We start from the raw sequence: 14406 nt of genomic DNA on the forward strand, positions 1-14406 counted from the left end.
CGATGCGCGCCTACGACATGCTGGTGCAGGCGGAAAGCGGCATCTGCGCGGTGACCGGCACCGCCGAGACGCCTTGCAAGATCGGCGTGTCGGCCGCCGACATCGCGACAGGAATGAACGCGCACGCGGCGATACTTGAGGCGCTGCTGGCGCGCGGCAAGACTGGCCGCGGCCGCATCGTCGAGATCGCCATGTTTGATGGCATGGCCGACTGGATGGCGGTGCCGCTGCTGCATAACGAATATGCCGGACGCGAGACCGGCCGCTACGGGCTGGCGCATGCCTCGATCTATCCCTACCGACCCTATGCCTGCCGCGATGGCGCCGTGGTGGTCTCTATCCAGCAGAACAGCGAATGGAAGCGCTTCTGCGAGGTGGTGCTGCGGAGGCAGGATCTATTTGCCGACGAACGCTTCGCCACCAATGCCTGGCGGGTGGCCAATCGCACCGCGCTGGATGCCGAGATCGAACCGCTTTTCGCAGCGATCGACTGCGAGGAAGCCATTCGACGCCTTGACGAGGCCCGGATCGCCTGGGGCCGGGTCAGCGAGATGCGCGACCTTTCGCGCCACAGGGCCTTGCGCCGGATGGAGGTCGAGTTGCCGGACGGCAAACGGATCGCCGTGCCGATGCCCGCAGGCCGCCCCATAGGCCTCGGCAAAACCCCTGTAGTTCCCGCCCTTGGCGCCGACTCCGATCGGATCCGGTCCGAATTCACGGTGTGAGGAGAGCGTCAAATGAGCCTCGATGCGAGCGCGACGCTGCAGAAATGGGTCGGGCGCACCCGCGAGGTCGACGACATCGTGACCCCTCGCCTTGTCGCCAGCTTCGAGGCAATGCTTGGCCCTCACGCGGCGCGCCGCGACGAGGCCCCGCCCGGCCTGCACTGGTGCCTGACGCCCGACATTGCCGACGCAAGTGAACTGGGCCCGGACGGACATGCCGCCAAGGGCGGGTTCCTGCCGCCGGTGCCGCTTCCGCGCCGCATGTGGGCGGGCAGCGACATCCGTTTTCTGGCGCCGATCCGCAGCGGCGACACGATCCGTCGCCACTCGACGCTAGGCGTCGTCGAGGAAAAACAAGGGCGCACCGGCCGGCTTACCTTCGTCACTGTCCGTCACGATATCTCCAATGCCGCCGGCCCTGTCGTCGAGGAAGACCAGATCATTGTCTATCGCCCTGCGGAAGCTGGCATTGCGCCCCTGACGCTGCCGGATCCAAGGTCGCCCGCATCGCATGAACGGATCGTCGACGTCGATCCGGTTCTGCTTTTTCGGTACTCCGCGCTGACATTCAACGGGCATCGCATCCACTACGACGCGCCCTACGCCACAAATGTCGAGCATTACCCCGGACTTGTCATCCACGGGCCGCTTCAGGCGACATTGCTCATAAACTTCGCCGCGGTCATTGCCGGGCAAGCGCCACGCCGCTTCTCCTTTCGCGGCGTGCGTCCCGCGATCGGCCCGCAGACCTTGCTCTTGAGCGGAACGGCTCGTGGAAAGGGCGAGATGGAAATGGAGGTGCGGGCATCCGATGGACATGTGACGGTCAAGGCCACGGCCCAATGGTGAGTTGATGACGCCTGTCGTGCCGCTGTTCGTACCGGGCTCACGGCCGGAAAGGTTCGCAAGGATCGATGGCGGAATGGTCGACTGTCCGGAGCGACCTGTAGCAGCCGCCTGCTACCTGCTGCACGACTTTCTGTGTTAGCCAATGAACGAATGGCGAGCCTTACCGACGTCGTATAGGGTCAGAAAAAAGATGCGACCCAGGCACGAAGAAGGCGAGTGAATCTGGGAGGATTCATGGTCGAAATCATCTCCAAGCGGGATGGCCCCCGGCGCGAGGACGTTCAGGTCAGGCGGCTGATCGAACAGAACCGCTCGACGATTGTGCGCCTTGCCGACCAGATCAGCAGCGGCGGCTATTCAGCATCCAGGAAGCCGCGCCAGAAACCGGAAGCCGAAGGCCTGATCATCCATGTCGGCGGTGGTTCACCGGTCGCCGCCGAGGCAGAACCATCCATCCGCGTCACCCTCAACGGCAGGGTGATCGCAGTGGACCGGAATACAAGCCACCAGCTTCACCATATCGGCGATGTCCGCAACCGGAATGGCGAGCAGGTCTTCGTCCTGGCGACGAAGCAGAACGGATACTTCTCGCCGGTCGACGAAACCATCGCACAAGCGCTTGCCGGCTTGGACGGGTCGCGGCTCGCGGCCTCCTACACCGAAGAACAGCTTGCCGCCGATATTGGATTGAAACTCGGCATCGCCTAACGCATCTTGCGAACCGATTATCAGGCGTCCTAACTCGCGAGACTGCAGCACAACAGCATACAGAAATATCGTGCCCCCAAGGTTCTGTGATGGCTGAATGAAACGCGGGATCGATACCAACCAGATGAAGACCGGAGCGCTTCCGGCGCGTGCGCCGACGGCCGCCGGACAGCTGGTATTGGATACCATCGACTATGACGAGCGCGCCACCATGCGCGCCTGGGAAAATTTCCTGTCCGATCCTCCGAAATGCGCGCGTGATCCGGTCCAGGTCCGCTCGTTGATCCACGATTCCTGGTTCCGCAGCGCTACTGGCGGGATAAATGCGCAGGGCGTCGAAGCGCCGCTCAACAGCAACCGCGACGAGATCGAGTATCTGACCCGCGCCAACGCCGAGCTGCTTTCGGCGGCGCGGCGGCCGTTCGCCTCTCTCGGCCCACTGCTGGAAGGGACGGGAGCGATGCTGGTGCTCGCCGACAGCGACGGCGTGCTGATCGAAGCCATCGGTGACAAGAAGACCCTGCATGATGGCATGGACATCCATCTCGCCATCGGCGGCAAATGGAACGAGGGCGCCGTCGGAACCAACGGCATCGGCACCGCGCTGTGGACCGGCGAACCGATCTTCGTCCACGCGGCCGAGCATTTCTGCGCTGGCATCAAAGGCTGGACCTGCGCCGGCGCGCCGATCCGCGACCCGCTGGACGGGAAGATCGTCGGCGTCGTCGACCTGTCGGGCTATTCGCCGATCTTCCGTCCCCACAACACCGCGCTTGTCGCCGCCACTGCCAGGCAGATTGAAAAGGCGCTGGCCGAGCAGCAGCAGCAGCAGCGCACCCGCCTGCTCGAAGCCTTCATTTCCTCCGCACCCGGTTACCGCGGAAAAGACGGGCTGGTGATCGTCGACCACCGTGGCCGAGCGATCTTCTGCAACAACGTGCCCAATGGCGATACAGCCGAGATGACGGACGGCCCGATGGAGCCGGGCCGCGGTCGCTGGCTCATGAACCTGCCGGCGTCCGGTTCCGACAGCGATCTCGCCAAGGCACTCCCGGCGCATCTGAGGTCTTGCCACATCACACCGCTGAAGCTGGACGGAAACCTAAGTGGGGCGGCCCTGGTGTTCCCGGCAGCGCCAATCGTTTCGGGCGTGGCGGCGATCAACCGCGCGGCGGACAAGCGGCTGCAGGCTGCGACGTCGATGATCGTCGGCGAAAGCGAAAAGCTGCTGGCCGCCGTCGACGTCGCTTCCCGCGTGGCCCGGTCGAGCGGTGTGACGTCGTTGCTGATAGAAGGCGAAACCGGCGTAGGCAAAGAGCTGTTTGCCCGGCTTGTCCATGCTGGCAGCCAGCGCAGCGACACCAACCCGTTTATCGCCTTGAATTGCGGCGCCATCACCAGGGAGCTGTTTGGCAGCGAGTTGTTCGGCCACGTGGCCGGCGCCTTTACCGGTGCCTCACGTGACGGCAAGGCAGGCGTTTTCGAACAAGCCAATGGTGGCGTGCTCAGCCTCGACGAGATTGGTGAGTTGCCGCTCGAGATCCAGCCGTTCTTGCTGCGCGTGCTGGAAGAGCGTGTGGTTCATCGCATCGGCGACAGCAGGGGGCGGCCGGTGGACGTCCGCCTGGTCGCCTCGACCAACCGCGATCTCAAGCAGGAAGTCGTGGCCGGGCGCTTCCGCAGCGATCTCTACTACCGCATTGGGGCTGTTTCGATCCGTGTCCCTGCCCTGCGCGAACGTGGCGATGACGTGCTGTTGCTGGTCGAGCATTTCAACCGCCAGATTGCTGCCAAGGCAGGCAACAATCCGTTGCAATTTTCAACCCAAGCGCTCGACGCGCTGCTTGCCTACCGCTGGCCGGGCAACGTACGTGAACTGAAAAACATGATGGAGCGCCTGCATATTCTGGCGCGCGACAGCAGCATCGACCTCCAGGATCTCCCCTGGGAAATCACGACAGGCCACGGCAGCGGCACAACCATGCACAGCGATAATCCCGCGGCCATGCTCGAGGCACCCGTTTGCACATTCGAGGATGCCGAGCGGCAGGCGATCAGGAACGCGCTTGCCGCAGAGGGCGGGAACTTGAGCAAAGTCGCCCTTAGGCTCGGCATTTCCCGGCCGACACTCTACCGCAAGCTCGAGCAGTACGGCATCCGACGCGGGTTCGTCTGAGCGGCCGCAAAAAAACCCCATGGCATTCGCGCCATGGGATTGACGATTTCAGTCGACGGAGAATGATGGATCGGCGGCCGATCAGGCAGGCTGCGGCGCCTGTTCGCCGGAACCGACCACGCCGACGCGTAGCGCCAGTCCGGCTGCGGCAGCACCAAGGCAAGGGGCAACGATATAGAGCCATAGTTGCGACAGCGCCGCCCCGCCGGCGCTTCTCCACATGGCATCCGGTCCAGGACTTTCTCAGGGAACGATGACGCCGCGGCCGGTGAACCGCCGGTTCTTGAAGTCGTCGAGCGCGGTGTTGATGCTGGCGAGGTTGTACTCGGTGTAGTGCATCTTCACCTTGCCGTCGGCGTTAAGCTCCATCAGCTCGACAAGCTCGGTGAAGTTGCCGACCAGGCTGCCGCCGATGTTGATCTCCTCGATGACCAGATGCGCGGTCGGGACATTGATGGCGCCGCCGTAACCCACGACGAACAACTGGCCGCCCTTGCGGACCATCTTCCAGCAGATGTTCTCGACGCCGAGCTCACCGACGAAGTCGAGAACTACATGGGCGCCGCCGCCGGTGATCGCCTTGACCTCCTCGACGACGTTCGGCCCGCCATCGAGCACGAAGTCGGCGCCGAGATCCTTGGCCAGCACGCGCGCTGCCGGTTCGCGATCGACGGCGATGATCCGGCAGCCTGAAATCGCGTGCAGCGACTGCAACGCGATGTGGCCCAGCCCGCCGATGCCGAGCAGGACGCAGTAGCTCCCCGGACGCAGGAGCTTCGCCGCTCGCTTGGCGGCCCGGTAGGCGGTGATGCCGGCATCGGCCAGCGGCGCCACCTCGATCGGCGTGACGTTGGCGTTGAGCTTGATCAGCGAGCGCTCGCTGGTGATGAAATACTCGGCGAAGCCGCCATTCATGCCGAGGCCGGGAAACTGGCCATTGTCGCAGTACATGTCCTCGCCGTGCCGGCAGTTGAGGCAGATGCCGCACGAGCGGAACGGATGGCAGATCACGGCGTCGCCGCGCTTGACCGACCTGACGCCGCTGCCGACCTCCTCGACCCAGCCGGCATTTTCGTGCCCCATGATGTAGGGCAGCAGGCTGCCGTCGGGATCCATCGTCGGCTTCCACACCCCTTCGATGATATGGAGGTCGGTGCGGCACAGCCCGGCGGCGCCGACGCGCACGATCACCTCATCCGGTGCGGTGATCGTCGGCGCGGCGACATCCTCGATCTTGAGCTTCACGTTCATTTTCGGATCGTATTCGTAGAGTCTGGCAGCTTTCATCGTCGTGTCCTCTCGGTTCCGGGAATTGTTTCAGGCGCGGCCAAGCTTTTCCGCGCCGCCGCCGAGCGCCGGCCCGGCCGTCGGGTCCTCGTCCTCGGCAAGATCGCCGATCAATGTCTCGGTGGTCAGGATCAGCGTCGCCACGGACGCCGCGTTGGCGAGTGCCGTATAGGTGACGCGGACGGGATCGATGATCCCGGCTTCAAACATGTTCTGGTAGCTGCCGGCGGACGCGTTGTAGCCGTAGCCGCCATTGATGCGCGTCACCTCGGTCACCACGGCCTCGGGATCGGCACCGGCATTGGCGGCGATGCGCCACAGCGGCCGCGTCAGCACGGAGCGGACCAGGCGTACACCTTCGGCGATGTCGCCATCGACACCGGTCGCCATCTTGTCGAGCAGCGGCGCGATCTGGGCGAGCGCCGAACCGCCGCCGGCGACCACGCCCTCCTCGGAAGCCGCGCGCACCGCATTCAGCGAATCCTCGATCAGCTGGATTGTCCGCTTCTGCTCGACCGGCGTGACGCCGCCGGCATAGAGGATCGCGGTGCCGCCGGAAAGCTTGGCCAGGCGCTCGCGCAGCTTGTCCTGCTCGATGTTCGGCGGGGCGGCCTCATATTGCCGCTGCACCTGCGCACGCCGCGAGGCGATCGCATCATGGTTGCCGCCACCGCGGATGATCGAAGTGTATGACGAACTCGTCTTCACGCGGTCAGCGGTTCCGAGATCGTCGACCGTGATATCCTCCAAGCGGCCGCCGAGATCGCGGGCTATCACCCTGCCGCCGGTGATGATCGCCAGATCCTCCATCATCGCTTTGCGCCAATGGCCGTATTCCGGCGGATGCACGATGAGGTATTTGCCTGGCCCCTGCTTGCCGAGCAGCGTCACGACGACTTCCGGCGACACTTCCTCGGACACGATCAAGAGCGGCCGGCCGGCCTCGTCGGCGATGCGGCGCGCGGCCTCGAGCGATTGCGGCTCCTTGATCTTGAGATCGGTCATCAGGATCAAGGGCCGCTCGAGCACGGCCTCCATCTTCTCCTGGTCCGTGACCATGTGATGCGAGAGGTAGCCGCGGTCGAAGGACATGCCTTCGACCACGTCGAGCGTGGTCTCGGTGGTGACGCTGAAGTCGGTGGTGATGACGCCTTCGGCGCCGACGCGCTGATGCGCTTCCGCGACCAACGCGCCGAGCTTGGCGTCGGTCGCGGCGATATTGGCGACGGAGGCGAGAATGCCGTTGCCCTTGGCGGGCTTGGCCGATGCCTTGAGGGCATCCACAACCGCCGTTACGGCGAGTTCGATGCCTTTGCACAGGTCGACTGATTTGGCGCCGCGCTCATTCGCCTCGATGCCGCCCTGGATCAGCGCGTTGGCGAGCACGATGGCGGTCGTGGTGCCGTCGCCGGCGACCTCGTTGGTCTGCATCGACACTTCGCGGACGACCTGCGCGCCCATGTTCTCGAAACGGTCGTGCAGTTCGATCTCGGAGGCGATGCTGACGCCGTCGCGCGTAACCATCGGCGTGCCGATCGGCCGGTCGATCATGGCATTCATGCCTTTGGGACCGAGCGTAGGCTCGACGGCCGCGGCGAGCCGAAAGACACCACGGGCCAGCGCGCGGCGGGCCTCGGAATTGTGAAGCATAATTTTGGGCATGACTCCTCCTTCCGCCTTACGGGCGGGTTGTTGGTTGGGGGCCTCGTGCGTGGGAGGCCGTTGCTTCGGTTCTGCTTAGAGCGCGTCGCGCAGAAACGGATTCAGGCGACGCGCTCTAAGTCTTTGTTTGATGCATGTCGTTCTCCCAAAACCGCTACGCACTTTTGGGCGACATGCATTAGGTGGCCGGCGCGCTTCGCTCCGGCACGCGATCCATGATGAAGTCGACCAGCGTCGGCTCGCCGTCGATCACGTCCAGCTCCTTGTATCTTGCCTGCTTGAGCCCACGGCAAAGCGCGCCGTTGAACTCCATGTTGATGCGCACGGCGCGCAGTTCGGCGAGATGGGCATCGAGGGCCTCGGCCGAGATTTGGCGCCCCTCCCAGGTGAGGAAGACGGGGTCGCCCTGCCTTCGCGCCGGAAAGCGCTCGACAAGCGCTGTCCGGTATCGCGCCTTCTGCCTTGCCGCGTCGCCGGACCCGAGCCGGGCAACATCATACGCGGCAAGGTCCATGCCGAGGATCTCGCGATCCGTCAGCCCTTGCTTTCTCAGGGCGAGCAGCACAGCTTCCTGACGCCGCTTGAAAGCCTTCATGCTGAAGGTCTCGCGCAGCGCGCCGATATCCTCATCGCCGGCGAGTCCAGCGAATATATCGCCGAACGTCTTGCCTTCCTCGATGCCGCGATTGACCTCTTCGGCGAACATGTGGTCGTGCAGCCGGACACGATAGGCGGGCGACCAGGAGAGGTGGTCGAGCGCCTTGCGCACGCCGTCGAGCATGAGGAAGGCGAAGTTGGGTGAGCACCAGTAGGTCGGCAGGCGGAAATCGACCTCCACGCTGCCGTCACCCTTCATCTCGGCCCGCTCGACAAAGCCCATCTCGGTAATGGGTTCGTCGAGTTCCGGGTCGTTGACCTCGCCAAGGCGCCGCCAGAGTTCCTTCTCGCGGCTGTCGGAAACACTGGCGGTTGCCATGGCTTCTACTCCGCCGCGATGCTGAAGGGCGAGCTTGCGAGCGCCTTCTTCTTGGCTTCGATGTCGATGTCGTAGAGACGCGCGGCGTTCAGGCCGAGGATCTTCTCCTTGATCTCGTCGGTCAGTTGCACACCGCGTTCCGCGGCGATGTCCTGCGGGATCTGGTAGGCCCAGAATTTCTCGACAAGCCAGCGGGGCGTCCAGATCGCGTAGTCGGAGCCGAACAGGATCTTCTCCGGCCCTATCCAGAACAGCAATTCGCCGATGACCTCGCCGAAATAGCGCGGGCGCGAATGGATGAAGGGAAGCGCCACCGCCAAGCCGCCATAGACATTGGTTTCCTGCGTCGCGATCCAGCAGAAATCGTCGAGGCGCGGCAACCCGCAATGCTCGATGATCCAGTTGAGGCCCTGGAAATCCGTCGCCGCATGGTCGACGTCATGCACGTCGAACGCGTCCTTGCTGAGCGGGATGATCGTGGGGCCCTTGTGGACGTGGATGTTTTTGATGCCGAGCTTTTCGCACAGCTCGAAGCATTTGTAGGCATCGGGGTCGGTGAGCTTCCAGCCCTTGGAGGCGCCATTCCATTCGGCCGTGTACATCTTCACGCCCTTGACGTCGTAGGTCTCCTTGAGGAAGTGGATATATTCCAGCGCCTTCTCGCCGTCGCGCGGATCGAAGGCGCCGTTGACGATGAAGCGCTCGGGATAGCGCTTGGCGACCTCGGCATTGCGCTCGATCGTGTTGAAGCCGTTCTTGTAGAAATCCTTCAGATAGGTCGACTGGACGATCGCCACGTCGTCCGGGCCGTCGATGAACAGGTCGCGGTAGAGATCGTCGGCGCTGTATTTCTCGAACTTGCCCTTCTCCCAGAGCTGTTCCTTCGGGCTCAAGCCCGTGTGATAGGCATAAAAGCAGTCAATGAACTGCTTGCCGTGGATGTTCTTCTGGTTTTCCGGGCTGCCATCCCAGAAATGGGTGTGGCCGTCGACCACGAAGATGTCCTTGCCTTCCGGTGTCCTGTACATTTCTTGCCTCCGCAGTCGTCATGTTGATAGGGCGTCGTGTTGACTGGGGCCGGCGCGCCGCGGCCGAGCGGCGCGCCGGGTCCTTGGACTTGGTCAGATGTATTCGAAGACCTCGTCCATGTTCCCGAACAGGATCACGGTGTTGTCGTCGACGCGCACCATGCGGCCGTAGTGGGTGGAGGTGTTGACCTCGAAGATCTCGGCGGTCATGTCGCGGCCGAGATATTCGCTGATCTCGTCCATCTTGAAGATCAGCTTGCCGTCGCCGTCGATGCGGATCATGGCCGGTTGGTAGGTGACGATGACCCCAGGCTTCTTGCCCATGAACTCGGCGATGGCGCGGGCTTCGACCGAGTCGTTCATGGTGACGCCGCACTGGTGCGAAATCGTCTGTTCGAAGGTGATGTCCTTCATCGACTTGAAGATGTTGGACTGCGAGGCGTCGCGTGCTGCTACTGACATGATCTTTTCTCCCCTGTTCAGCGCTTGAGGCCGAGTTCGCCGAGGATCCGGCCGATCCGTTCCTCGGATTGGGCGCGAACGTCGGTGAAGGAAACCGGCTTGGAATGCGGCATCGACCAGATCGGCTGGAGGCCGGCGGCTGCTTTGTCGGCAAGCGCGCCATGCTTGTTCACCCAGCCCTGGAAGAGCTTCCTGTTTGCCGCGCCATGCTTCTCGTCGCGGGCGAGCAGGTAGGCCAGGTCGATGGTGTTGGCGAGGTTGCGCTCGTAGTCGGCTTCAGCCGCCGAAATCACCGGCGGCGTGATGAAGTCGTGGTTGGCCGCCGCCGCCTGCATCAGGAAACCGGAGCGGAACAACTCGCCGACCAGCGGCTCGAACACGATATTGATGGCGAAGTACTGTTCCAGATAGTCGGTCGTGCCCATGATGGTCTCGACCGCCTCGCGGGTGCTCTGCCACACGCCGTCCTCGAGCCAATGCTTCTTGCCGAGCTCGTCGTCCCAGCCGGCGATGTCCATGCCGATCTCGGCGAGATAGAGCGTGATGTCCTGGGCGAGCCGCAGCTTGTAGGAGGAGTTGGTCAGCGTCGCATTGTTGATCATCTGCGTGTAGCCGTAGCGCTGCGCCTGCATGAGCGACGTGCCGAGGCCGAACTCGGCATGCTTCCAAGCTCCGAGATGCGCCTGCAGCAGCTTGGCCCAGACCTTGTCGAAGGTCTTCGGCGCGCCGGCGCGGCGGGCATTGGTGATGACGCTCTGCACCATCGTCTCGATCTTCGACTGGCGCTGGTAGTGCGTGCGTTCCCACTCCTGGTCGGGAGCCCGGAAAGCATGCCAGTTCGAGCTTCTGGCGGCAGTGTTGTCCTTGATGTAGGCGCCTTTGCCGTTCGAGAACGAGATGATCCAGTCCTGGATCAGGTAGCGCTCGGGGTCGGGCTGCACGTCGACCGTGACATCCTCATAGTGTGTGGCGCGCTGGCCTCTCGGCTCGAAATACCGATATTTGCGGCTGTCCGAATCGGCGAAGATCGCGGCTCCCGCGGCTCCCGATCCTACTGAACTCGACGTTGCTACCATTGTCTTCACTCCCTTTGTTGCAGTTGCTCTGATGTTGCGCTCCGGCCCGCCTCAATGAGCCGGGACGGCGTTGGACGATGTGGTGAACCGGTCGAAGAAGATGCGTTCGGTCTCGAAGCCGTTCATGAACAGCACGGGCTGCAGCGCATCGATCATGGGCGGCGGACCACAGGCATAGACGTCGCCCTGCCCGTCGACCGCGAGCTGCTTGAGCTTGGCGTCGACGCCCTGGTGGACGAAGCCGCGCTCGCCGTCCCACGCCTCGCCATTCACATGCGACAGCACCGGGATGAAATTCAGCTCCGGGTGGCGGCCGGCAAGCTCGGCGATCCTGTCGAGATAGAACAGGTCGGTAGGGGTCCGCGCGCCGTAGAAGAAGTAGACGTCCCGCTTCTCGCCGCTCTTCAGGTGATCGTTGAGGATCGACCATACCGGCGACATGCCGGAGCCGGCGCCGACCAGGATCAGGGGGCCTTGCCGTCCTTCCCGCCGGAAGCAGGTTCCATAGGGCCCGGCGACACTGACCTCGGCTCCGACGCGGATACCTCCGGAATCGAGCTCTCCGGAGAACTTTCCTTCGGGGTATTTCTTGATGATGAAGGAGAGCTTTTGGGTTTCGTCCGGCGTATTTGCCATGGAGAACGAGCGCGTAATCGTCTCCCCTTTTTGCGTGGTGACCGTGATGTCGACATATTGGCCAGCCCAGAATTTTATCGGCGAGCCGAGCTCGATCTCGATGCCGCGGATGTCGTGGGTAAGATGCTCGAACTTCGAAATCCGGCCCTTGAACGTCTTCACCGCGATTGATTTCGCCAGAACCTCCTCGTCGTAATTGAGGAGCTCGACCTGCATGTCGGAATAGGCGATCGACCGGCACAACAAGACGTGGCCGCTCTCCTTCTCCGTGTCGTTGAGCGCGAAGGTCGAGTATTTAAGCATGTCGACTTCGCCTTCGAGCAGCACGCATTTGCAGGCCGAGCATTGCCCTTCCTTGCAGCCATGCGGCAGCGCGATGCCCTGGCGGAAAGCCGCGTTCAGGACCGTCTCGCCGTGTTCGACCTCGAACTCGACGCCGACCGGCTCCAGGCGCACCGTGTAAGCACCAGTCATCGATAACCTCCCAATTCCTCTCCGGCCCGTCCGCAGGACAGGAGATGGCCTTCCTCTGGAATGTCGCGGGGGTCGGAAACCCCGGCCCCCGCGCTCGGATGGTCAGTTGATGGGCGTGATGGTGAAGCCTGCCCGATACTCGGCCAGATGCTTCTCCCGATCGGCCGGCGACATGCCGCGGAGCGCATTGAGCGGCGATCCGAGGATGTTGCCCCGCACGTCGTCGAGCGTCCACTGCTCGTCGGCGCCGAAGCGCAGGTGCGGCTGCGGGATCAGTGTCTTGCCGTCGGAACGGACAAAGTTGAGATCCTTGATCGCATCGGCGAGATCCCAGCCGTCATAGAGCGTCTCCCACTCGCGCTTGCCGCTGAAGCGGCCCATCGCGGGCGTCGGACGGCCCTGATACTCATCGGCGAAGGCTTCGACAGCGGTCCAGCGGTCGAGTTCGTGGGCGAAGGTGTGCAGCTGCCCGTCGATCTCGTCGACCACCATGTCCTCGCGGATCAGGCAAGGCACCAGGCAGGACCAGCAGCGGTGCGGATAGACGTAGCCGACATCGCTGTTGAACAAGAGCACCTTCTCGCCCTTGTGGCTGAGCTTGGCGTACCATTTCCAGAAGTCGCCGAACTCTGCGTACCAGCCTGGGTATTTGTGCTCGAACCACTCGAAGTCCTTGTCGGTCTGCGCCTCGATGCGCCAGAAGTTGACCGGCCAGCCGACAGCGAAGAACTGGCCGACCTTGTGGACGTAGTTCTTCTTGGTGATGCGCTCCCAGGCGGCCTGGACGTCGTCGTGATGGATCTTGATGCCGTATTTCTCGAGCGGCAGCATGTAGGTGCGGTAGTAGTCCTCGTAGATCCAGCGGTGCCACATTTCCGCGTAGGACTCCTTGTTCTTGTCGCGGTTGGTGGTGCCGTATTCGATGAAGGTGCCGATCGCGGCGTCGACGATGGCGTGGTTCTGCCAGAAGGCGTAGCGCATGTCGCGCTCGAGCAGCAGGTGGTTCTCCGGCTCCTTCAGCGCGGCCATCAGCAGCGAGTGACCGTTGCCGATGTGGCGGCTCTCGTCGGACTGCACCGAGAGGAACACGGTCGGCAGCGCATAGTCGCCGTTGCGCGCGGCTTCCGAAGGCATGGCGACGAAGAGCGTGTTGGTGAACGCCGTCTCGGCGACGACGGTCAGGTACATGCAGGCGGCCGTCATCGTGTCGCCGGTGATGAAGCCTTCACCGAACTGGCGGCCGATCGTGGTCGCGTAGCACTTGCCGAAGGCTTCCTCGGTGATATCGAACCCTGCCGGGTCGATGTAGTTTTCCATGTACCATTTCTTCAGATTCATCTGGATGGTCGAGTGGCGGAACTCGTCGACCATCTGCATGGTGAAGCCGGTCCTGAGATCCTCGCCGGGCGCCAGCCGCGCCACCATCGCCATCGAGCGGGCGGCGGATATCTCCGGGAAGGGAATGATGGCGAGGAAGAGCTTCATCCACTCCACCCAGCGCGGCTCGACATTGCGGAACATGTCGCCGCGAAGAGCGGCGTCGAGCGCGCCGTAGACGCGATTGTCCTTTTCCTCCTGCATGGGGAAATAGGAGCGCAGCACCTGCTTCATCGGATCGCGCGGCGCCTTGGCGATCTTGTAGTCGGTCGGAAACGTCATCGCTTCCTGGACATAGGTCGGGTTCCAACCGAGGTCGGAAATCTTCTTGGTCGCCTCGCCCACGGAAATACCGCGCTGCGAGGTAATCTTGTTAAGTGTCAACGACGACATCGTCATAAGCCTCCACCAGGTTGAGCCATGGATCCCTCGATCCAGGCATGAGACGGCACACAACGCCGCCGGTGAGTTTGCGAACGGCATGACAACGGTTGCGCCGTCAGGCGCGACACAGGGTCCAGCCATTCAAGTGGATCGCGGCAAAGGTTCTCGAGGTGGACTGCGGAGCGCTGCGACACCCCAGTCGCATCTTGCGATGGGCGTATCGAAGCGCGTGTGCTGCGGCTTCCTCCGGTCCTTCGTTCTTTTGGCACCGCGTCGGAACGCGATGGGCTTCTTATGCAAATAGGTAAAGCAAGCGCCGTGCCAGTTTGAAAATCGGGCCTATGAGCAGCGCCTGGGCGGAGACCGTCGTGGCTGTCTCCGGCGAACATCCAGATGATTGTAACGATATTTTACATCTGTACATTACATATGTAATATTTGTGCTATTTTGTGCACTGCAATATATAATCTTAGAAAAGGCGGTACGAATAAAATAGTCCGCACCTATTCATTTCGATTATTTCATACACTATTTGATACCGATCTCGATTTGATGACCATCTCGAGCGGGAGGCAATGCCGAGAA

The 14406-nt window shown here is 62.8% G+C and carries 13 protein-coding genes; 4 read left to right on the forward strand and 9 right to left on the reverse strand.

Annotated features, from left to right (window positions below):
- Positions 1-2: 2 nt before the first annotated feature.
- From FJ414_RS01060 to FJ414_RS01075, 4 genes are all read left to right on the forward strand, one after another.
- Entirely contained in the window at positions 3-725 is a 723-nt protein-coding gene (locus FJ414_RS01060; protein WP_140640406.1) for a CaiB/BaiF CoA-transferase family protein, read from the forward strand.
- 12 nt (positions 726-737) lie between these two features.
- Positions 738-1574 (forward strand): MaoC family dehydratase N-terminal domain-containing protein, encoded by an 837-nt coding sequence (locus FJ414_RS01065; RefSeq protein ID WP_140640408.1) that lies wholly within the window; start codon positions 738-740, stop codon positions 1572-1574.
- Positions 1575-1808: 234 nt separating this feature from the next.
- The gene (locus FJ414_RS01070; RefSeq protein WP_140640410.1) at positions 1809-2282 is read left to right on the forward strand and encodes a hypothetical protein; all 474 of its coding nucleotides are present in this window, start codon (positions 1809-1811) and stop codon (positions 2280-2282) included.
- Between the two features lie 97 nt (positions 2283-2379).
- Positions 2380-4458 (forward strand): sigma-54-dependent Fis family transcriptional regulator, encoded by a 2079-nt coding sequence (locus FJ414_RS01075; RefSeq protein WP_140640412.1) that lies wholly within the window; start codon positions 2380-2382, stop codon positions 4456-4458.
- A gap of 81 nt (positions 4459-4539) precedes the next feature.
- Here FJ414_RS01075 and FJ414_RS31295 read toward each other — a convergent pair whose 3' ends face one another.
- The 9 genes from FJ414_RS31295 to FJ414_RS01115 form a co-directional block, all read right to left on the reverse strand.
- Complete coding sequence (locus FJ414_RS31295; RefSeq protein ID WP_181181483.1) at positions 4540-4680, reverse strand: hypothetical protein; 141 nt, start codon at positions 4678-4680, stop codon at positions 4540-4542.
- Between the two features lie 21 nt (positions 4681-4701).
- Entirely contained in the window at positions 4702-5745 is a 1044-nt protein-coding gene (locus tag FJ414_RS01080; RefSeq protein ID WP_140640414.1) for an NAD(P)-dependent alcohol dehydrogenase, read from the reverse strand.
- A 30-nt stretch (positions 5746-5775) separates the two neighbouring features.
- Positions 5776-7407 carry a molecular chaperone GroEL gene (locus FJ414_RS01085; protein WP_140640416.1) on the reverse strand — a complete coding sequence of 544 codons (1632 nt, stop codon included), beginning with the start codon at positions 7405-7407 and terminating at the stop codon, positions 5776-5778.
- 178 nt (positions 7408-7585) lie between these two features.
- The gene (locus tag FJ414_RS01090) at positions 7586-8383 is read right to left on the reverse strand and encodes an iron-sulfur cluster assembly protein (protein ID WP_140640418.1); all 798 of its coding nucleotides are present in this window, start codon (positions 8381-8383) and stop codon (positions 7586-7588) included.
- A gap of 5 nt (positions 8384-8388) precedes the next feature.
- Positions 8389-9411: an amidohydrolase family protein gene (locus FJ414_RS01095; RefSeq protein WP_140640420.1), complete on the reverse strand. Its 1023-nt coding sequence runs from the start codon at positions 9409-9411 to the stop codon at positions 8389-8391.
- 93 nt (positions 9412-9504) lie between these two features.
- The gene (locus FJ414_RS01100) at positions 9505-9873 is read right to left on the reverse strand and encodes an MmoB/DmpM family protein (protein WP_140535648.1); all 369 of its coding nucleotides are present in this window, start codon (positions 9871-9873) and stop codon (positions 9505-9507) included.
- A gap of 17 nt (positions 9874-9890) precedes the next feature.
- Positions 9891-10949 (reverse strand): aromatic/alkene monooxygenase hydroxylase subunit beta, encoded by a 1059-nt coding sequence (locus tag FJ414_RS01105; protein ID WP_140640422.1) that lies wholly within the window; start codon positions 10947-10949, stop codon positions 9891-9893.
- Positions 10950-11000: 51 nt separating this feature from the next.
- Positions 11001-12059 (reverse strand): 2Fe-2S iron-sulfur cluster binding domain-containing protein, encoded by a 1059-nt coding sequence (locus FJ414_RS01110; RefSeq protein WP_140640424.1) that lies wholly within the window; start codon positions 12057-12059, stop codon positions 11001-11003.
- Positions 12060-12161: 102 nt separating this feature from the next.
- A complete protein-coding gene (locus tag FJ414_RS01115; RefSeq protein WP_210239389.1) occupies positions 12162-13835 on the reverse strand; it encodes an aromatic/alkene/methane monooxygenase hydroxylase/oxygenase subunit alpha in 1674 nt (557 codons plus the stop codon).
- Positions 13836-14406 lie beyond the last annotated feature (571 nt).

The sequence above is a fragment of the Mesorhizobium sp. B3-1-6 genome, assembly GCF_006439555.1.
GTDB lineage: Bacteria > Pseudomonadota > Alphaproteobacteria > Rhizobiales > Rhizobiaceae > Mesorhizobium.

Excerpts from the sequence above, each read along its gene's own strand:
- FJ414_RS01060 (WP_140640406.1), top strand. The coding sequence starts at position 3 with ATGCGCGCCTACGACATGCTGGTGCAGGCGGAAAGCGGCATCTGCGCG.
- FJ414_RS01065 (WP_140640408.1), top strand. The coding sequence starts at position 738 with ATGAGCCTCGATGCGAGCGCGACGCTGCAGAAATGGGTCGGGCGCACC.
- FJ414_RS01070 (WP_140640410.1), top strand. The coding sequence starts at position 1,809 with ATGGTCGAAATCATCTCCAAGCGGGATGGCCCCCGGCGCGAGGACGTT.
- FJ414_RS01075 (WP_140640412.1), top strand. The coding sequence starts at position 2,380 with ATGAAACGCGGGATCGATACCAACCAGATGAAGACCGGAGCGCTTCCG.
- FJ414_RS31295 (WP_181181483.1), bottom strand. The coding sequence starts at position 4,680 with ATGTGGAGAAGCGCCGGCGGGGCGGCGCTGTCGCAACTATGGCTCTAT.
- FJ414_RS01080 (WP_140640414.1), bottom strand. The coding sequence starts at position 5,745 with ATGAAAGCTGCCAGACTCTACGAATACGATCCGAAAATGAACGTGAAG.
- FJ414_RS01085 (WP_140640416.1), bottom strand. The coding sequence starts at position 7,407 with ATGCCCAAAATTATGCTTCACAATTCCGAGGCCCGCCGCGCGCTGGCC.
- FJ414_RS01090 (WP_140640418.1), bottom strand. The coding sequence starts at position 8,383 with ATGGCAACCGCCAGTGTTTCCGACAGCCGCGAGAAGGAACTCTGGCGG.
- FJ414_RS01095 (WP_140640420.1), bottom strand. The coding sequence starts at position 9,411 with ATGTACAGGACACCGGAAGGCAAGGACATCTTCGTGGTCGACGGCCAC.
- FJ414_RS01100 (WP_140535648.1), bottom strand. The coding sequence starts at position 9,873 with ATGTCAGTAGCAGCACGCGACGCCTCGCAGTCCAACATCTTCAAGTCG.
- FJ414_RS01105 (WP_140640422.1), bottom strand. The coding sequence starts at position 10,949 with ATGGTAGCAACGTCGAGTTCAGTAGGATCGGGAGCCGCGGGAGCCGCG.
- FJ414_RS01110 (WP_140640424.1), bottom strand. The coding sequence starts at position 12,059 with ATGACTGGTGCTTACACGGTGCGCCTGGAGCCGGTCGGCGTCGAGTTC.
- FJ414_RS01115 (WP_210239389.1), bottom strand. The coding sequence starts at position 13,835 with ATGACGATGTCGTCGTTGACACTTAACAAGATTACCTCGCAGCGCGGT.